Origin of the sequence: Kribbella sp. NPDC051137 (assembly GCF_040682535.1) — a bacterium.
Taxonomy (GTDB): Bacteria; Actinomycetota; Actinomycetes; order Propionibacteriales; family Kribbellaceae; genus Kribbella; species Kribbella karoonensis.
Window position 1 is genome coordinate 247,338 of sequence record NZ_JBFBBI010000006.1, and the last position, 17,379, is coordinate 264,716.

Here is a 17,379-nt window from a genome sequence, read left to right on the forward strand (position 1 = left end):
ACACACGGTGGTCTGCTCACGAAACGATGAGAGCGCTCTCTCAGGCGGACGTGAGGAGAAACTGATGCGCTTCAGACTGCTGGGTGTCGTCGCAGCAGCGGCGGCCGTGGCGGGCGTGCTGTCGGCGGCCCCACCCAGGCCGGCCGACGCGGCCGTGCCGGACACCATCCCGCTGACGATCACCAACAACTCAGGCCGCGGCGACGCCGTGTACATCTACAACCTGGGCACCAACCTGGCGACCGGACAGCAGGGCTGGGCCGATGCGTCCGGCACCTTCCACGCCTGGCCGGGCGGCGGCGACCCGCCGACGCCCGCGCCGGACGCGTCGATCGCGGGTCCGGCCAACGGTCAGTCGGTGACGATCCAGATGCCGAAGTTCTCCGGCCGGGTGTACTTCTCGTACGGGCAGAAGCTCGTCTTCAAGCTGACCACCGGCGGCCTGGTCCAGCCCGCGGTCCAGAACCCGTCAGACCCGAACCGGAACATCCTGTTCAACTGGTCGGAGTACACCCTCAACAACGACGGCCTGTGGATCAACAGCACCCAGGTCGACATGTTCTCGGCGCCGTACGCCGTCAGCGTGAACTCCAGCACCACCGGCCACCTCAAGTCCGGCGGATACGCCGCGGTCTACAACGGACTGCGCTCGGCCGGCTGGGGCGGGCTGATCCAGACCGCACCGGACGGCTCGACGCTGCGTGCACTCTCCCCGCTGTACGGCGTGGAGACCGGCGCACTACCCGCGAGCGCGATGGACGACTACATCAACCGCGTGTGGTCGAAGTACAGCTCGGACACCCTGACCGTGACACCGTTCGGAGATCAACCGAACACGAAGTACTTCGGCAAGGTGTCCGGCAACGTCATGAACTTCACCGACAGCACGGGCGCCGTCGTCACGTCGTTCCAGAAGCCCGACTCGGCCAGCGTCTTCGGCTGTTTCAAGTTGCTCGACGCCCCGAACGACCAGGTCCGCGGCCCGATCTCGCGCACGCTCTGCGCCGGGTACAACCGCTCCACCCTGCTGACGAACCCGAACCAGCCGGACGCGAGCGACGCGAACTTCTACGCCGACTCCGTCACGAACCAGTACTCGAAGGCGATCCACGCACAGATGGCGGACGGCCGCGCGTACGGCTTCGCGTTCGACGACGTCGGCAACCACGAGGCGCTCGTGCACGACGGCAATCCTCAGCAGGCGGCGCTGATCCTCGATCCGTTCAACTGAGGCTTGACTCCTCGCTTCGTTAGTGGCAACTTACCGTTCGTGGAAACTTACGGATCACTCGAAGCGGTCGGCCCGGTGCTGGACGCACTCGGCGACCCGACCCGGCGGGTGATCCTCGAGACCCTGCGGACCGGCGGGCCGTGCTCGGTCGGCGTACTGGCCGAGCGCGTGCCCGTCAGCAGGCCGGCGATCTCGCAGCATCTGAAGGTGCTCGGCGCGGTCGGCCTGGTCCGGCACGAGTCGCGCGGGACGCGGAACATCTACCGCGTCCACCAGTCCGGCCTCGACGAGCTGCGCAACTGGCTCGACCGGTTCTGGGGCGACACGCTGCAGGCGTACGCAGACCACGTACGGCGGACCGAGGAGGAACGGAAATGACTGTGGAACAAGACATCTCGCCATTGGTGAAGACCGTCACGGTGCCGGTCGGCGTCGACCGCGCCTTCGAGGCGTTCACCGCGGAGGCGTCGCGATGGTGGCCGTTGTTCGGCCACTCGGTCGGCGAGGACTCCGCGCGCGGCGTGCGGGTGGAAGGCGCAGTCGGCGGGCAGATCGTCGAGTACGGCGCCGACGGCGACATCGCCACCTGGGGAACACTGTCGGAGTGGGACCCGCCGGCGTCGCTGAGCTTCAGTTGGCACCCGGGGCAGGATCCCGCGGCGGCCGGGCAGGTCACCGTGACGTTCACCGCGACCGGCGCCGGCACCGAGGTGAAGCTCGTCCACGCCGGCTGGGAACGCCGCGGCGACGGCGTCCAGGCACGGCTCAGCTACGACACCGGCTGGGACTACGTGCTGGGCAAGTACGTCGAGTTCGCCCGATAGCAGGCAGACGCGTCCCGTCTCCCCGACCTCAGTAGCCCAGCGTAAAACGCTTTCTGTTGTGTTCCGGCGTCTCGATCTCGTTGACCAGGGCAACGGCATAGTCCTCGGCGGAGATGTGGTCACCGACCGGCTCGTCGCCGCTGAGCCGGAAGCTGCCGGTGCGCTCACCGGGGGCGATCACCAACGCGGGCGAGAGCATCGTCCAGTTCACGTCGTCGCCGGTGGCGCGGAGGTTCTCGAGCGCCTGCGAGACGGTCAGTGACTCATCCTTGTACTCGGCCGGAAAGTCGGGGCTGTCGACCACCCGGTTGCCGTCGACAACCAGACTGCCGGCGCCGCCGACCACGAACAGCCGGGTCGCCGTACCCCGCGCCGCGGCGATCAGGTTGTCGACGGCGTCCAGGTACTCCTGGTGGTCGCCGCCGGTCCGGCTCGGGCCGATCGCCGCGACCAGTACGTCGGCGTCGGCCGCGAGTTCCCGCGCCGTCGCGACGTCGTTCGCGCTGCCCCGCACCGCGCGAACCCCGGCCGGCAGTTCGCCGCCGGAGCGCGTGACGCCGGTCACCTCGTGGCCCCGGCCGACGGCCTCGGCCGCCACCCGGCTGCCGACCATCCCACTCGCCCCGATCACCGCGATCTTCATGAACAACTCCTGTCTCGTTGGGTCCGACCTCGACAGTATCTATTGGTAACTGGCTACTTCAACGTGCTATAAGTACCTCGTGGTAACCAAAGGCGACGTCTTCGACCCGAACTGCCCGACCCGGGTGATCCTGGACCGGCTCGGCGACAAGTGGACGGTCCTCGTCGTACTGCGGCTCCGCTCCGGCCCGCAGCGTTTCACCGAACTCCGCGACGCCATCGGCCAGGTCGCGCCGAAGGTTCTCACGCAGACCCTCCGCCGGATGGAGCGCGACGGGCTGGTCACCCGCGAGGTCTTCCCGGAGATCCCGCCCCGCGTCGTCTACACCCTGACGCCGCTGGGCACGTCTCTCATCGACCCGATCAGCGTCCTCACCGACTGGGCCGAGACCCATCTCCCGGCGATCACCAGCGCCCAGGCGACGTACGACGCGAACGCCTGAAATCCCGCTCAACCTTTGCGGCCCGCTCGGGCATCACAAGTCTGACCGAGTTGAACATGATGGGGGTTGGGATGGATCCAGGACGCGACCACGAGTTCGCCGAGTTCGTGGACGGGCGGTTCACCGCACTGCAGCGGTTCGGATACCTGCTGACGGGTGAATGGCATCTCGCGGAGGACCTGGTGCAGACCGCGCTGACAAAGGTGTGGTTCCACCGGAACTCCTTGCGCAGCGGCACCGCGCTGGAGAGCTACACCCGGACCGTGATGGTGAACACCAGCACGCAGTGGTGGCGCCGGAAGTGGCGCGGCGAAACACCGACCGAGCAGTTGCCCGAGCACCGCGCCCAGGAGCAGTACGGCACGGTCGACGACCGCGACCTGCTGCTCCGCGCCCTCGCCACGCTGCCCCGCCGTACCCGCGCGGCGCTGGTCCTGCGGTACTTCGAAGACCTTCCGGAGGCCGAGATCGCCCAGATGATGGGCTGCTCGATCGGCACCGTGAAGTCGAGCGTCTCCCGCGGGCTCGCGAAGCTCCGCGAACACGAACTGATCACCGCGATCCCCACCACGGTCCAGAAGGAGGGCTGACATGACCGACGATCTGAAGAACAAGCTCGAGCAGCTGGTTGCCGATCCGCCGCCACCGAGCGCGACGCCCAGCGAGGCCGTGTTCGCCCGGGTCCGGACCGTACGACGCCGCCGTACCGCCGGTGCGCTGACCTTGACCGCTGCCGCGGTGGTCGCCGTGGCGTTCGCCGTCAACAACGTCACCGACATCGACGGCCGCCCACCGACGTCCAACACCCCGAGCGTCGTAGCACCGACCAGCACGCCATCACCCTCGGCCGCTCCCACCGCGACGCCCACCGGAGCTCCGTCGGCGACCGGGTCGACACGGACCACCTCGTCGGCACACGTGAGCGGCGCCGTACACACCCCGAACACCAAGACCCCACCTCCCGCCTCGACCTCGAACACGCCGGCCGCACCGCAGTTCGGTCTGCACGTCAGCCTGCACCCGGTCGTGAAGGGCCGGGTGGTGACGGCGAACATGACCGCCCAGGGAACGGTGCGGGTGCCGATCGGCGACGTCAGCTCCGGCTCGTTCACCTCTGTCCTCGGCTCCGAGAGCTACACGTTCGGCGACGGCCAGCAGACCGGTTCGGACGCCGGCGCGGTCAACTGCGTCGGCTCCCACACCACGAGAACCGGTCATGAAACGCGGGCGCTGATCGACTGGAATTCCCCCGCGCCGACGCCGCCGAGCAGTCACACCTACACGAAAGCCGGGACCTACAGGATCAGCTACACGGTCAAGTACTGCGGCGCGAAGGACTGGGTCCCGGTGACTGCGACAACGAACGTGACGGTCAAATAGTCCAGGCGTGGTCGGAGGTGCCGGTGGTGGGGAGGCCGGCTGCCTTCAGGTCGGTGCGCAGGTCGCGGGGGAGAGCGAACGTCAGGCTCTCCTCCGCGGTCGTCACTTCCCGGACGTCGCCGTACCCGCGCTCGGCGAGCCAGCGCAGTACGTCGCGCACCAGCACCTCGGGCACGCTTGCACCGCTGCTGACGCCGACCGAGTCGACGCCCTCCAGCCAGGCCTCGTCGATCTCGTCGGCGAAGTCCACCAGGTAGCCGCCCTTGGCGCCGTGCTCGATCGCGACCTCGACCAGGCGGACCGAGTTCGACGAGTTGCGGGAGCCGACGACCAGCATCAGGTCGGCCTCCGGGGCGAGCTTCTTGACCGCGGCCTGCCGGTTCTGGGTGGCGTAGCAGATGTCGTCGCTCGGCGGGTCCTGCAGGTGCGGGAAGCGCTCGCGCAGCCGGCGTACCGTCTCCATCGTCTCGTCGACCGACAGCGTGGTCTGGGAGAGCCAGACGACCTTCTCGGGGTCGCGGACGGTGACGTTCGGTACGTCGTCCGGCCCGTCGACGATGTGGACGTGGTCGGGGGCCTCACCGGAGGTGCCGATGACCTCTTCGTGACCCTCGTGTCCGATCAGCAGGATGTCGTAGTCGGTGGCGGCGAACCGCTTCGCCTCGTGGTGCACCTTGGTGACCAGCGGGCAGGTCGCGTCGATCGTCTTCAGCTGCCGTGCGGCCGCCTCCTCGTGCACCACCGGGGCGACACCGTGGGCGGAGAAGATCACCGTCGCGCCCTCGGGCACCTCGGAGGTCTCGTCGACGAAGATCGCGCCGCGCTTCTGCAGGGTCTGGACGACGTACTTGTTGTGCACGATCTCCTTGCGGACGTACACCGGCGGCCCGTACAGGTCGAGCGCCTTCTCCACCGCGACGACGGCCCGGTCGACGCCCGCGCAGTACCCGCGGGGGGCCGCAAGCAGCACCCGCTTGGTCTTCGTCACGGTCGGTGCACCGGTCTCGTCAGGCTGGGAAGTCACGGCCCCATCGTACGGGCCTGGGTTCAACGCCTCCGGCCTCCGTGCCAGGCGCGAAACCCGAGGGCGCGTCCGTATCCGGGCTTTGTGAGCAGTATCACGACGGTTCGCAGCACGTCGAGGAGCCGCCCGCCCTGTCCGGACGGCTCCCCCGCGGGAGGTGTTACCAGACCTCAAGAATGCCCGCGAAAACCCTTGCCCGCAAAGGATTTAAGCGCCGCGAAGTGCCCCGCGGTCAGCCCCGTCCGCGCGTCCACCGGCAGAATCAACTGCCCCACAAACCGCTCCCGCTCCACATCCCCGACCTCGTCATCCACCCACGCGAACCCCCGATCCCCCACCCACTCCGCGACGTACGCCGTCGGCCGCGTGGGGGTTGAGGGGGCCGTCGAAATCCAGCAGCAGGAGTGGGCGCATCCCTCGATTGTCGGTGATAGGTCGTAGGGTCTGGGGGTGGCTTTGGAGACGTCGCCGGAAGCGCCTGCGGCCGTTCGGACGATTGCGAACGGGATTGCGAGCTGGATCAACCAGCTCGGGTCCGTGTGGGTCGAGGGGCAGCTGACGGACGTCTCGATCGGGCGCGGTACGACGACCGTGTTCGGCACGCTGCGGGACACCGACGCGGACATCTCGCTGCGGTTCACCTGCAACCGGCGGGTGTTCGAGACGGTCGACGTGCGGGACGGCTCCCGGGTGCTCGTGCACGCCAAGCCGAACTTCTTCGCCCGGCGCGGCACGCTCGCGCTCGCGGTCAGCGAGATCCGGCACGTCGGCATCGGTGAGCTGCTGGCGCGGATCGAGCGGCTGAAGCAGCTGCTCGGCGCCGAAGGCCTCTTCGAGCCGTACCGGAAGAAGCGCCTGCCGTTCCTGCCGCACACGATCGGCCTGATCTGCGGGCGCGACTCCGCGGCCGAGCGCGACGTACTGGAGAACGCGAAGCGCCGTTGGCCGGCGGTCGCGTTCCGGATCGAGTACGCGTCGGTGCAGGGCCCGTCGGCCGCCGCCGAGGTGATGACCGCGCTGCGGAAGCTGGACGCGGACGACGCGGTCGAGGTGATCGTGATCGCCCGCGGCGGCGGATCGCTGGAGGACCTGCTGCCGTTCTCGGACGAGGGGCTGATCCGGGCGGTTTCGAAGACGAGTACGCCGGTGGTGAGCGCGATCGGGCACGAGCCGGACTCGCCGCTGCTCGACCTGGTCGCGGACCTGCGCGCGTCCACACCGACGGATGCGGCGAAGCGGATCGTTCCCGACGTCCGCGAGGAGCTGGACGGTGTCCGGCTGCTCCGGGAGCGCGGGCTGCGGGCGGTGCGGTCGTGGCTGGACCGCGAGGCACACGCCCTGGCGGCGATCCGCTCGCGGCCGGCGCTGGCGGCACCGGTCAGCGATCTGCAGCGGCGGTCCGACGAGATCGTGGCGCTGGTCGAGCGCAGCCGGCGGACGCTCACGCATCGGCTGGACCGGGCGAGCGACGACATCGCGCATCGGCTGACGAGCGTCCGGGCGTTGTCACCGAAGGCGACGCTCGAGCGCGGGTACTCCGTGCTGCAACTGGCCGACGGCACGGCCGTCCGGGAGATGGCGCAGGTGGCGCCCGGGGACCTGCTGCAGGCGCGGGTCACCGACGGCCGCTTCGCGGTGGAAGTCAAGTCCGAGGAGAAGAAGTGAGCGGCGACCGACCCGAGATCACCTACGAGCAGGCCCGCGAGGAGCTCGTCGAGGTGGTCCGCAAACTCGAAGCCGGCGGCACCTCGCTGGAGGAGTCGCTGGCGCTGTGGGAACGCGGCGAGGAGCTCGCCACGACCTGCCAACGCTGGCTCGACGGCGCCCGCGAACGCCTCACCAAGGCCCAGGCCGCCCACGAGGAGAAGACCAACTGAGCACCGCCGGGCCGGGCGACCGGCTGGTGACGCGGCCCGCCCGCCCCGACGACCTACCGGGCGCCGCCGAGGCGCGGGTCGCCAGTTGGCGGGGTGCATTCACCGGACTGATCCCCCAGGACTTCCTGGACGCGATGGACCCGGCCGCGATCGCCGCATCGTGGGCGGACAGCATCGCCGCGGGCCGCTCGCGCATCCACGTCGCCGTACAGGACGACCAAGTCATCGGGTACGCCGGTGTCGGCCCCGAGCGTGATCCGCAAGCCCCGCCGCACACCGGGGAGTTGTACGCGCTCTTCGTTCGTCCTGAGCACTGGGGAGCCGGTGCCGGACGCGCTCTCACCGACGCGGCCTGCGCCGATCTGCGGGCCGCCGGCTGTACCAATGTTCAACTTTGGGTGCTCGAGGCAAACACCCGCGCGCGGACGTTCTACACACGCTACGGCTTCTCCGAAACCCTCGACCGCACGTACTCCTCGCTCGGAAACCTCCCGGAAATCAGGCTGATCGCGCCACTCGAGGGCAGGTTCAGGCGCTGAGCAGGTTCTTGGCGACGGCTCTCAGGCCGGACTTCATCCGCTCGAGCTCGAATCCCTGAGTACGCAAGGCGTTGTGCAGGTCTGCCGCCAGCGGCGCCAGCAGGACGTGGGCCGTGTAGTCCGCGTCGAGGTCCGGGCGGGCGGACTCGATCAGGTGCGACAGGTGCCGGTGCCAGAGGTGGTACGAGCCGATCCGGTAGCGCGCGCCGTCCGAGGCGTTCTCGCTGTCCATGAACAGCTCGACATGCCGGTCGAGCAGGTCGAGGTACGCGTCGAGGAACGCCAGCACCCGCAGGTCCGGCGACGTTCCCGGACCGAGCGGCGGCGGGCCGGTGAGCAGCCTGGCCTGGAGCTCCTGCTCGCGCTCGTCGAGCAGCGCGACCGCGAGGCCCGCGCGATCACCGAACCGGCGGAACACGGTCCCCTTCCCGACTCCCGCCGCGGCGGCGATCGCGTCGAGCGAGACGTTCTTGACGCCGTGCTCGGTGAACAGCCGCTCGGCCGCCTCCAGCACGCGCAGCCGATTCCGCCGGGCGTCGGCCCGCTCCGGGCGGGGTGCGTCCACGAGCGGCAGCCCACGTTGTGAAGCGGACTTCGGTCCGGTACTGTCGTCCATAAGACGGACTGTAGTCCGGTCAGGACGTGGGAGGAAGCATATGAGGGGTCCGGTGGCCGGCTGATGGCGTGGATCGTGTTGCTCGCGGCGGCGGCGTTCGAGATCGCGTTCGCGCTCAGCCTGAAGCCGAGCGAGGGGTTCAGCCGGCTGTGGCCGACCCTCGGAGTACTCGTGTTCGGCGTGATCTCGGTGGCGCTGCTGGCGCGGACGCTGGACCGGCTGCCGGTGGGTACGGCGTACGCGATCTGGACCGGCATCGGATCCGTCGGGGTGGTGACGCTCGGGATCATCCTGTTCCACGAGCCGGTGACACCGGCACGCCTGGCCTGCATCGCGCTGATCGTGACCGGCGTCGTCGGTCTCCGCCTCGCCGGAGCAGACTGACCGGAGCGGATCAGGGAGCTGCGCGGCGCCGGCGGCGGGCGTAGGCGCTGGGGCGGGCGGGATGCAGTTCCTCGGGCCGGCCGGGGGTGCCGGAGAGGAGTTGCTGGTACGTCGCCCAACTCGTCGCGCGCGGCGGAACGTTGCCGATGGCATCGACTCTGGTGACCGGGTGGCCGGCGTCGCGGATCGGGTTCCACAGGTCGGCGTCGCTGCGCAACTCCCGGAGTTCGCCGAACAACTCGCGGCCGAACCAGCACGGGAAGCTCTCGCCGTCGTCGTACCGGCAGACGCCGATCGGCGTGGCGACCTCCGCGACGAGCGACCAGACGGCGGCGGACGTGATCCCGGGCTGGTCACCGAGCAGTACGACGATCCCGTCGGCGCGCCGGTCGACCGCGTCCAGCGCCGGCACGATCGACGCACTGCCGGTGTCGGCATGCGGCGACTCGACCACGCGCACACCGTCGAGGTCGACCCGGTCCCGGATCTGCTCGGACGCGCCGCCCAGCGTCACCACCAACTGGTCGAACCCGCAGTCCCGCGCACCGTCCACCGCCGCACCGAACAACGTCCCGCCGCGATAGGCCAGCAACTGCCAGGGCGCACCGAGATGCGGTGCGGTATCAGCGCCCAGCAGCAACCCCGTGATGAACATCGCCGGGTCAACTCCCCGACCGGGGTGGCATGCGCATCCGAGACTCGATTCGCTGGTCCCCGAGCGTACAAAGCCGAGCTTTGATGGAAGCGCCTGTGCCGGGCAGGTGTCAACGGGCGTCCGGAAAGTGGGCGCGAACTGGTCAATACCGGGCGGTAGCTCTCAGCACGCTCTCAGTGCAACGCGGTGGCGAAGGTGGCGAGGGCCGGGTAGCCGGCGTTTCCGGTGACGATCGTGGTGATGCCGGAAGTCACCAGGACCAAGGCGTTCTCGTTCTTCCGGTCGAGCAGGACCTTGCGCTGCCAGGTCGCTCCGGCCACCGTCGCGGTGCCGTCGTCGACGGTCCGGCCGAGCTTGTCGGCGAGGAACTTCCCGGTCGCCATGTTCGACTGCTCGAGGCCGACGTACATCTTCTTGTCGGTCACCGTCCCCAGGTGCCAGGTGATCGGCTCCTGTTGCGGCGCGCGGAACTCCACACTGTTCGCGGTCCAGCCGGACGGCATCGGCTCCGGGCCGCGGACCCACGGCGCGGCCTTGCGGGCGTCCTGCAGCTGCGCGGTGTACTCGACCGCCTTCACTTCCTCGTGCTTCGGCCGCCAGGTGACGATGATCAGGAACGCCACCACGACCAGGCAGATCGCCATCGCGAACACCATGTTGCCGACAGTCTGCGACTTCGCCTTGTCCCGCCGGTACGCCTGGCGGTACTCGTTCGCCTCCGCCTGGATCTGGGCGCGTTCCCTCGCCTTCTCCTGGGCCGCAGCCTCGCCGGGAGCGTCCTGACCTGTCGAACTCATGCCCACAGTGTCTCGCGACGCGCAATCCGCCGGAACACCGCCCAAGGACGTTGGCTACGATCCGTGGACATGACGGACCCGACATCGCCACCGGCCCACCTGGAGGTCGAGGCGCACGCGCCCGACCGGAACCTCGCCCTCGAACTGGTCCGGGTCACCGAGGCGGCGGCGATGGCCGCCGGGCGCTGGGTCGGCCGCGGCGACAAGAACGGCGCCGACGGCGCGGCCGTGAACGCGATGCGGACGCTGATCGGCACCGTCGGGATGAACGGCGTGGTGGTGATCGGCGAGGGCGAGAAGGACAACGCCCCGATGCTCTTCAACGGCGAGCAGGTCGGCGCCGGCGAGGGCCCGGAGTGCGACGTCGCGGTCGACCCGGTCGACGGTACGACGCTGGTCGCGAAGGGCATGGCGAACGGGATCGCCGTGATGGCGGTCTCGCCGCGGCACTCGATGTACGACCCGTCCGCGGTGTTCTACATGGAGAAGCTGGTGGTCGGCCCGGAGGCGGCCGAGGTGGTCGACATCCGGCTCCCGGTCGCGGAGAACATCCGCCGGGTGGCGAAGGCGAAGGGCTCCACGGTCGACGACGTCACGGTCGTACTGCTGGACCGGCCGCGGCACGACGAGCTGGCCAAGCAGATCCGGGCCACCGGCGCGCGGATCAAGTTCATCTCCGACGGCGACGTGGCCGGCGCGGTCGAGGCGGCCCGGCCGGACACCGGCCTGGACATGCTGCTCGGCATCGGCGGTACCCCGGAGGGCATCATCGCCGCCTGCGCGATGAAGTGCCTGGGCGGAAAGATCCAGGGCAAGCTCTGGCCGCGCGACGACGCCGAGCGGCAGAAGGCGGTCGACGCGGGCCACGACCTGGACCGGGTGCTGGACACCGACGACCTGGTCAGCGGCGACGACTGTTTCTTCGTCGCGACCGGCATCACCGACGGCGAACTGCTCCGCGGGGTCCGGTACGGCCGCTCGACGGCCCGCACGCACTCGCTCGTGATGCGCTCCCGGAGCGGCACGATCCGCTCGATCGAGAGCGTCCACCAACTGGAGAAGCTGCGCGCGTACTCCGCGATCGACTTCGAGCACGCCCGATGAGCGCTGTGTTGGATGCCGCGACTCCGTCGCGCCTCGTTCCAGGCCGGGAGGCCTCGTGACCGCTCCTGTTCTCGTGATCGGCGAAGCCCTCGTCGACATCGTCGGTACCGCTGCGAAGCCCCGCAACGGCAACGGGAAGACCAAGGCGACGCCGGGCGGCTCTCCCGCCAACGTGGCGGTCGGCCTGGCCCGCCTCGGCGTGCCGACCGAGCTGGTCACCCGGTTCGGCACGGACGGGTACGGCGACCAGCTCGGCGCGCACCTGTTCGGGAACGGCGTGCAGCTCGCGCCCGGATCCGTCGACCCGCACTTCCGGACCAGTACGGCGACCGCGACGCTGGACCCGGCGGGTGTCGCGACGTACCAGTTCGACATCACCTGGGAACCGCCGGCGTTGTCGCTGTCCCGCGGCTGCCCGGCCGTGCACACCGGGTCGATCGCGACCGTGCTGGAGCCCGGCGCGGCAGCGATCCGGGCTTTTCTGGAGTCGGTCGCGGACCAGCCCGTGACCGTGACGCTGGACCCGAACGCGCGGCCGAGCATCACGCCGGACCCGGTCTCGACGTGGACCGCCGTACGGCAGCTGGCCGCGTTGAGCGACCTGGTGAAGCTGAGCGACGAGGACTGCGAATTCCTCCGCCCGGGGATCGAGCCGGCCGACATCGCCGCGGAGCTGCTGACCGCGGAGCGGACGCGGTGCGTGGTGATCACCCGCGGCGGCAAGGGCGCGCTCGGGGTCAGCCGGGACGCGCAGGTGGACGTGATCGCGCCGCCGATCCAGGTCGTCGACACGGTCGGCGCCGGCGACTCGTTCATGGCCGCGCTGATCGCGGGCCTGGAGAAGCGCGGGCTGCTCGGCGAGCGACGGCTGAGCGGGCTGACGCCGGAAGACCTGCACGCTGTCGTCGAGTACGCCGTACGGGCGGCGGCGATCACCTGCACGCGGCACGGCGCCGACCCGCCGACCGCGGCCGAGTACACGGCGACCTGGGGTTCCTGACGGTGTCCGCCGAGGCGTGGTCCGCCGAGCTGGAGTCGAAGGGCAGTGTGGACTTCCCGCCGCGCCGGAGCAGGTTGTGGGTACGGCTGCTCGGGTTCGGCCTGCTGATGGTGCTGTCGGCGTGGACGAACGTCGACCACCTGCGCGCGGACGGCGTCTCCGGCGCTCTCGGCGTACTGCGGCTGACGGCGCTCGCGGCGTTCGTCTACGGGACCGGGCTGACGGCGTGGCAGCTGGCCACGAACCGCCCGGTCGTCACGGTGAACGCCGAAGGCATCACCCGCGGCCGGAGCCTGCCCTGGTCGGGCATCACCGGCATCGACGAACCGGCGGGCCTCCCGCTCGCGCGAGCGGTCCAGGTACGCCCGGCAGACCGGCGTACCCGCCCGATCTCGATCTCCCAGGACAACGTCGACGACCTGGACGCACTCACGCCCTGGCTGCGCGCACTGCACCGGCAGCACCTAGCCGACTGAGCTCCGTACGGCGCTGAGGTGCTCGCGGGCGCGGGTCGCCGCGAGCTCCGGGTCCTTCGCGCGGATCGCCTCCGCGATCGCCTCGTGCGCTGCCTGGTCGTGCCGGTGCCGATGCTCGTCGTCCAGCTTCAGCATGTCGATCATCGCCCGCCGGATCCGCGGTACGAACGTGTCGAACAGCTCGGTCAGTACGGCGTTGTGCGCGGCCGTCACCACCGCGCGGTGGAACGCGAGGTCGGCCTCGATGTACCAGTCGTCCGGCGCGTTCGCCGCCGCCCGCTTGCGGTCCGCGAGCGTGTAGCGGAAGGTCCTCAGGTCCGCCTGGGTACGGCGGGACGCGGCCAGCCGGGCGCCCTCGGTCTCGATCGCCAGCCTGCCCTCGAGGACGTCGGTGATGTCGGCCTTCCGCAGGACCTTGTCCCAGTCCTCGGCGGCCTGCAGCGCGATCACGAACACCCCCGCGCCCTGCCGGCTCTCCAGCACCCGCCTCCCGGCCAGCTCCCGGACCGCTTCGCGGATCGTCGAGCGGCCGACGCCGAGCTGCGCGGCCAGCGTCGTCTCCCCCGGGAGCTTGGTGCCGAGCGTCCACTCCCCGCTGCCGATCCGGCGCAGCAGCTCCTCGGCGGCCTGCTCGGCGAGTGGGTGTCGGCGGATCATGCGGGCAAGAATAGCGGGATCCGGGTTGTCAGCTTGTCTGAGGAGTTGATAGCGTGCTCGGCATGCGCCTGCTCCCGGGTCTCCTCCTTCTTCGCCGCCACGGCGGGAGCTGATTCGACCGGCGCTCCCTTCGTGGAGTGCAGTCGTCCGCCGGTCCTCCTACAGGTTTGGAAGGACCATCCGCATGAACCGTCAGCAGCCCTCCCCGATGCCCAGCCACCGGTACCGCGACATCTTCGCGAAGGTCCCGGTCGCCCCGGTCGAACGGACCTGGCCGGACCGCCGGATCACCCAGGCCCCGCTGTGGGTGCCGGTCGACCTCCGCGACGGCAACCAGGCACTGGCCGAACCGATGGATCCCGAACGCAAGCGGACGTTCTTCGAGCTGATGGTTGCCATCGGCTACAAAGAGATCGAGGTCGGGTACCCGTCCGCGTCACAGACCGACTTCGACTTCGTCCGGTTGCTGGCCGAGTCCGACCTGGTGCCGCCGGACGTCACGATCGTGGTCTTCACGCCGGCGCGTCCCGACCTGATCGCGCGGACCGTCGAGTCGGTCGCCGGGATGCGTGGCGACGTCGTGATCCACATGTACGCCGCGACCGCGCCGGTGTGGCGGGACGTCGTACTGCGAAAATCGCGGGACGAGCTGGCCTCGATGATCTACGCCGGGTCGGAGGAGATCCAGCGGCTGGCCGGGGACTCGGTGCGGTTCCAGTTCTCGCCCGAGGTGTACAACCTGACCGAGCCGGACTACGTCCTCGAGCTCGCCGACCACCTCACCAAGCAGTGGGACGCGACGCCGGAGCGGCCCGTCATCCTGAACCTGCCGGCCACGATCGAGGCCGCGACACCGAACGTGTACGCCGACCAGATCGAGTACATGCACCAGAACCTGCCGCGCCGCGACGGCGTCATCCTGTCGGTGCATCCGCACAACGACCGCGGGACCGGCATCGCCTGCGCCGAGCTCGCCGTACTCGCCGGTGCCGAGCGGGTCGAGGGATGCGTTTTCGGAAACGGGGAACGGACCGGGAACGTCGACATCGCCACGCTCGCACTGAACCTGCACGCCCAGGGCGTCGACCCGATGATCGACTTCTCCGACATCGACAAGGTGCGCTCCGTGGTCGAGTACTGCACGCGGATGCCGATCCATCCGCGGCACCCGTACGTCGGGGAGCTCGTGTACACGGCGTTCTCGGGGACGCATCAGGACGCGATCCGGAAGGGGTTCGCCGTCCAGGGGGACGGGCTGTGGGAGGTGCCCTATCTGCCGATCGACCCGGCGGACGTGGGGCGCGGGTACGAGGCCGTCGTACGGGTGAACAGCCAGTCGGGTAAGGGTGGGATCGCGCATGTGCTGGAGTCTGTGTACGGGATCCGGCCCGCTGACGAACGTGAGTTCGCGCGGTACGTGCAGAAGCGCACGGACGAGACCGGGCGGGAAGCGACCGCTTCGGAGTTGAAGGCGTTGTACGAGGAGGTTTACGGGTGCTCGAACTGAAGGACGTCGACTTCGTCCGGGACGGCAAACTGCTGCTTTCCGGGGTTTCCTTGACCGTAGGCGAGGGCGAGCGCTGGGCGCTGCTCGGGCCGAACGGCGCAGGCAAGAGCACGATGCTCGGGCTCTGCGGCGCCGTCACCCACCCGACCCGCGGGACGGTCGAGATCCTCGGGCGCCGGCTCGGTACGGTCGACATCCGCACGCTGCGGGAGTCGATCGGCCACGTGAACCCACGGCATCCGTTGCGCTCACCGCTGAGCATCCGGGACGTCGTACTCACCGGCCTCACCGGCACCATCGAACGCATGCCCCGCTGGGAACCGACCCCCGCCCAGTCCGCCCGTGCCTCGGAACTGATCGACCTGCTGGGCGTCGGCGCACTGGCCGACGCCCCCTGGACCACCATCTCCCAGGGCGAACGCGGCCGCGCCCTGATCGCCCGCGCCCTCATCGCCGACCCGAGGTTGCTGCTGCTGGACGAACCGTCCACCGGCCTCGACGTCGCCGCCCGCGAACAACTGCTGGAGGTCCTCGACCAGATCCACAGCACCCACCCTCACCTGGCCTGGCTCCTCGTCACCCACCACCTGGAAGAACTCCCCACCTGCACCACCCACGCCGCCCTCATCCGCAACGGCCGGATCCTCGCCGCCGGTCCGGTCGAGGACGTCGTCACCACCCCGCTGATCTCGTCGACCTTCGACCACCCGATCGCGATCAACCGCCACGCCGGCCGCTGGACCGCCACCGCGGGGCGAGGTAAGCCCCACCGCTGAGTACGCGCCGAACTCTCCCCATCCGCCAAGCGTGGTGCATTACAGTGATCCTGCTCCGGGGGCGGAGTCGTGAGAGCTGGGGGCGACATGGCAGTCATGGGCGAACGCCTCCCCGAGGCATGGATCGTCGAGTGGCACCACAACCGGCGGGTCGAGTTTCCGCTGCGCAGGTGGTCGTTCCTGCAGTTCCCGTTCCTGTTCGTAGTCGGGCCTTCGGTGATGCTCCTGAGCCGACTGCCCGACATGCTCGACGACGGCGCCTGGCGGTTCGTCGGCTACCTGCTGATCGCCGCGTACGTCGGCGTCGTGATCGCGGTCGCCTGGCAGCTCATCACCCAGCGCCCGTACCTGATCGTCGACCGAACCGGGATCCACCAGGGCCGCCGCTCGATGCCATGGACCGAAGTCGGCTCGATCGGCCTCATCCGCGGCCCGAGACCGATCCGCCAACTCCCCATCCACCCCAAGAACGTGTGGGCCAACGACCTCGTCCTCTCCCAGCAACACGTGAGCGACCTACAAACGTTCCGCACCTGGCTCGAAACGATCCTCGAAGAACAGCGCCTCACAGTACGCTCACAGGACGACAATGCCGCCGATCGGTGACGGCCCCACTCAGGCTTGGACCGCCGAGCTACAGCGGTCCGGACGAGTCGAATTTCCGCGCCGGCGCGAACCGCTGCTCCGGTCCACCCGCGCCGCCGGACTGTTTGTCGTGCTCTTGGCCGTCAGCGAGCTGCCCCACGCCGTACGGAGCGGCGGCGTACTGCGGGTTGTGGGCATCGTGATCACGACGGTGGCTGTGGTCAGCGTGGGCGTCGACTGTTGGCACCTGCTCACCCGGCGGCCGGTGCTGACGGTTGACGGTTCCGGCGTACGGCTGGGGCGGAGGCGGTTCGTGGCGTGGAGCGAGATCGAGAGCATCGCCGAGCTGGACGGGCCGACAAGTGACCACACGTTCGTCGTCGTACCGAACGTACGCAAGCGGAGGCTCCGGGTCGGACACGATCACGTGCGCAACGTACCGGCGTTCCGGTTCTGGCTGGGCGACCTGCTGGACGAGCACCGGGCGTAGGTCCACTTCACACAGGAACTAAGCAGCAGGGGTCGTCTCGTCGAAGCGAACCACTAGTTGGTTGTGGAACGCGTGGGCGATGCGCTCCAGCAACGCGAGCGTAGGTACGGTGCCGCCGGCCTCGAATCGCGCGAGCGCCGACTGGGTCATCCCAGCGGCTTCAGCCAACCGGGTCTGCGCCCAGCCACGCTGCTCTCGCACCTCCCGCATCCGGCTCTTCCGGAACACGGTCAGCAGTACGATCCGCCGATCAGTGGCGATCCAGTACGCAATCCGCATCGCGTCCTGATCAAGCCAGAAGCGCAACTCACGAACAGATCTGTCGGCAGCGCTTCGAGCCAGGTCCGCACTACTCTCTGTTATCGGATAGAT

At 69.5% G+C, this 17,379-nt stretch carries 25 protein-coding genes; 17 read left to right on the plus strand and 8 right to left on the minus strand.

The genetic code is table 11. The features are described from left to right. The first annotated feature begins 64 nt into the window (after positions 1–64). The 3 genes from AB0M51_RS31750 to AB0M51_RS31760 are packed head-to-tail and all read left to right on the plus strand — an operon-like array spanning position 65 to position 2,055. Complete coding sequence (locus tag AB0M51_RS31750; protein WP_344192880.1) at positions 65–1,231, plus strand: glycoside hydrolase family 64 protein; 1,167 nt, start codon at positions 65–67, stop codon at positions 1,229–1,231. A gap of 39 nt (positions 1,232–1,270) precedes the next feature. Continuing rightward, positions 1,271–1,609 carry a metalloregulator ArsR/SmtB family transcription factor gene (locus tag AB0M51_RS31755; RefSeq protein ID WP_344192878.1) on the plus strand — a complete coding sequence of 113 codons (339 nt, stop codon included), beginning with the start codon at positions 1,271–1,273 and terminating at the stop codon, positions 1,607–1,609. Further along, positions 1,606–2,055 (plus strand): SRPBCC domain-containing protein, encoded by a 450-nt coding sequence (locus AB0M51_RS31760; RefSeq protein ID WP_344192876.1) that lies wholly within the window; start codon positions 1,606–1,608, stop codon positions 2,053–2,055. The genes AB0M51_RS31755 and AB0M51_RS31760 overlap by 4 nt, the downstream gene beginning before the upstream one ends. Before the next feature lie 28 nt (positions 2,056–2,083). Here AB0M51_RS31760 and AB0M51_RS31765 read toward each other — a convergent pair whose 3' ends face one another. After that, positions 2,084–2,698, minus strand: coding sequence for an NAD(P)H-binding protein (locus tag AB0M51_RS31765; RefSeq protein WP_344192874.1), 615 nt, complete (start codon positions 2,696–2,698; stop codon positions 2,084–2,086). A gap of 79 nt (positions 2,699–2,777) precedes the next feature. Here AB0M51_RS31765 and AB0M51_RS31770 point away from each other — a divergent pair, with 79 nt between their 5' ends. The 3 genes from AB0M51_RS31770 to AB0M51_RS31780 all read left to right on the plus strand — a co-directional run bounded on the left by AB0M51_RS31770 (position 2,778) and on the right by AB0M51_RS31780 (position 4,520). Next, positions 2,778–3,140: a helix-turn-helix domain-containing protein gene (locus AB0M51_RS31770; protein WP_344192872.1), complete on the plus strand. Its 363-nt coding sequence runs from the start codon at positions 2,778–2,780 to the stop codon at positions 3,138–3,140. A gap of 71 nt (positions 3,141–3,211) precedes the next feature. Further along, positions 3,212–3,730 (plus strand): SigE family RNA polymerase sigma factor, encoded by a 519-nt coding sequence (locus AB0M51_RS31775; protein ID WP_344192870.1) that lies wholly within the window; start codon positions 3,212–3,214, stop codon positions 3,728–3,730. A gap of 1 nt (position 3,731) precedes the next feature. Next, the gene (locus tag AB0M51_RS31780) at positions 3,732–4,520 is read left to right on the plus strand and encodes a hypothetical protein (protein WP_344192868.1); all 789 of its coding nucleotides are present in this window, start codon (positions 3,732–3,734) and stop codon (positions 4,518–4,520) included. Here the strand turns inward: AB0M51_RS31780 and AB0M51_RS31785 are convergent. Together AB0M51_RS31785 and AB0M51_RS31790 are read right to left on the minus strand one after the other, a co-directional pair. Beyond that, a complete protein-coding gene (locus AB0M51_RS31785) occupies positions 4,513–5,544 on the minus strand; it encodes a 4-hydroxy-3-methylbut-2-enyl diphosphate reductase (protein ID WP_344192866.1) in 1,032 nt (343 codons plus the stop codon). The genes AB0M51_RS31780 and AB0M51_RS31785 overlap by 8 nt on opposite strands. Positions 5,545–5,714: 170 nt before the next feature. After that, positions 5,715–5,858 (minus strand): hypothetical protein, encoded by a 144-nt coding sequence (locus AB0M51_RS31790; protein ID WP_363751700.1) that lies wholly within the window; start codon positions 5,856–5,858, stop codon positions 5,715–5,717. A 136-nt stretch (positions 5,859–5,994) separates the two neighbouring features. On the opposite strand from AB0M51_RS31790, the gene xseA reads away from it, so the two are divergent. From xseA to AB0M51_RS31805, 3 genes are read left to right on the plus strand one after another with little or no spacing between them, the layout of a single operon-like run. After that, positions 5,995–7,209 (plus strand): exodeoxyribonuclease VII large subunit, encoded by a 1,215-nt coding sequence (gene xseA / locus AB0M51_RS31795; protein WP_363751702.1) that lies wholly within the window; start codon positions 5,995–5,997, stop codon positions 7,207–7,209. Continuing rightward, entirely contained in the window at positions 7,206–7,421 is a 216-nt protein-coding gene (locus tag AB0M51_RS31800) for an exodeoxyribonuclease VII small subunit (RefSeq protein WP_344192860.1), read from the plus strand. The genes xseA and AB0M51_RS31800 overlap by 4 nt, the downstream gene beginning before the upstream one ends. 26 nt (positions 7,422–7,447) lie before the next feature. Continuing rightward, the gene (locus AB0M51_RS31805; RefSeq protein ID WP_363751704.1) at positions 7,448–7,960 is read left to right on the plus strand and encodes a GNAT family N-acetyltransferase; all 513 of its coding nucleotides are present in this window, start codon (positions 7,448–7,450) and stop codon (positions 7,958–7,960) included. Here AB0M51_RS31805 and AB0M51_RS31810 read toward each other — a convergent pair. Further along, positions 7,950–8,576 carry a TetR/AcrR family transcriptional regulator gene (locus tag AB0M51_RS31810; RefSeq protein WP_363751706.1) on the minus strand — a complete coding sequence of 209 codons (627 nt, stop codon included), beginning with the start codon at positions 8,574–8,576 and terminating at the stop codon, positions 7,950–7,952. The genes AB0M51_RS31805 and AB0M51_RS31810 overlap by 11 nt on opposite strands. A gap of 63 nt (positions 8,577–8,639) precedes the next feature. Between AB0M51_RS31810 and AB0M51_RS31815 the strand changes: the two genes are divergently transcribed. Further along, positions 8,640–8,960, plus strand: a complete 321-nt coding sequence (locus AB0M51_RS31815; RefSeq protein ID WP_344192854.1) for a multidrug efflux SMR transporter — start codon at positions 8,640–8,642, stop codon at positions 8,958–8,960. 10 nt (positions 8,961–8,970) lie between these two features. On the opposite strand, the gene AB0M51_RS31820 is transcribed toward AB0M51_RS31815, so the two are convergent. Both AB0M51_RS31820 and AB0M51_RS31825 read right to left on the minus strand, forming a co-directional pair. After that, positions 8,971–9,615, minus strand: coding sequence for an NTP transferase domain-containing protein (locus AB0M51_RS31820; RefSeq protein ID WP_363751708.1), 645 nt, complete (start codon positions 9,613–9,615; stop codon positions 8,971–8,973). Between the two features lie 173 nt (positions 9,616–9,788). Next, on the minus strand, positions 9,789–10,412 hold the full coding sequence (locus AB0M51_RS31825) for a DUF4245 domain-containing protein (protein ID WP_363751710.1): 624 nt from the start codon (positions 10,410–10,412) through the stop codon (positions 9,789–9,791). A gap of 69 nt (positions 10,413–10,481) precedes the next feature. Between AB0M51_RS31825 and glpX the strand changes: the two genes are divergently transcribed. The 3 genes from glpX to AB0M51_RS31840 are packed head-to-tail and all read left to right on the plus strand — an operon-like array spanning position 10,482 to position 12,992. Beyond that, positions 10,482–11,516 carry a class II fructose-bisphosphatase gene (gene glpX, locus AB0M51_RS31830; protein WP_344192848.1) on the plus strand — a complete coding sequence of 345 codons (1,035 nt, stop codon included), beginning with the start codon at positions 10,482–10,484 and terminating at the stop codon, positions 11,514–11,516. A 55-nt stretch (positions 11,517–11,571) separates the two neighbouring features. Next, on the plus strand, positions 11,572–12,516 hold the full coding sequence (locus AB0M51_RS31835) for a carbohydrate kinase (RefSeq protein WP_363751712.1): 945 nt from the start codon (positions 11,572–11,574) through the stop codon (positions 12,514–12,516). 2 nt (positions 12,517–12,518) lie between these two features. Then, complete coding sequence (locus tag AB0M51_RS31840; protein ID WP_363751714.1) at positions 12,519–12,992, plus strand: hypothetical protein; 474 nt, start codon at positions 12,519–12,521, stop codon at positions 12,990–12,992. Here AB0M51_RS31840 and AB0M51_RS31845 read toward each other — a convergent pair. Beyond that, complete coding sequence (locus AB0M51_RS31845) at positions 12,981–13,649, minus strand: FCD domain-containing protein (protein ID WP_363751716.1); 669 nt, start codon at positions 13,647–13,649, stop codon at positions 12,981–12,983. The genes AB0M51_RS31840 and AB0M51_RS31845 overlap by 12 nt on opposite strands. A 184-nt stretch (positions 13,650–13,833) precedes the next feature. On the opposite strand from AB0M51_RS31845, the gene AB0M51_RS31850 reads away from it, so the two are divergent. From AB0M51_RS31850 to AB0M51_RS31865, 4 genes are all read left to right on the plus strand, one after another. Beyond that, entirely contained in the window at positions 13,834–15,156 is a 1,323-nt protein-coding gene (locus tag AB0M51_RS31850; protein ID WP_363751718.1) for a 2-isopropylmalate synthase, read from the plus strand. After that, the gene (locus AB0M51_RS31855) at positions 15,144–15,932 is read left to right on the plus strand and encodes an ATP-binding cassette domain-containing protein (protein ID WP_363751720.1); all 789 of its coding nucleotides are present in this window, start codon (positions 15,144–15,146) and stop codon (positions 15,930–15,932) included. Before AB0M51_RS31850 ends, AB0M51_RS31855 begins: the two co-directional genes overlap by 13 nt. An 87-nt stretch (positions 15,933–16,019) precedes the next feature. Beyond that, entirely contained in the window at positions 16,020–16,538 is a 519-nt protein-coding gene (locus AB0M51_RS31860; RefSeq protein ID WP_363751723.1) for a hypothetical protein, read from the plus strand. A 109-nt stretch (positions 16,539–16,647) separates the two neighbouring features. Next, the gene (locus AB0M51_RS31865) at positions 16,648–17,007 is read left to right on the plus strand and encodes a hypothetical protein (RefSeq protein WP_363751725.1); all 360 of its coding nucleotides are present in this window, start codon (positions 16,648–16,650) and stop codon (positions 17,005–17,007) included. An 18-nt stretch (positions 17,008–17,025) separates the two neighbouring features. Here the strand turns inward: AB0M51_RS31865 and AB0M51_RS31870 are convergent, their stop codons facing one another. Further along, complete coding sequence (locus AB0M51_RS31870; RefSeq protein WP_363752373.1) at positions 17,026–17,379, minus strand: helix-turn-helix transcriptional regulator; 354 nt, start codon at positions 17,377–17,379, stop codon at positions 17,026–17,028.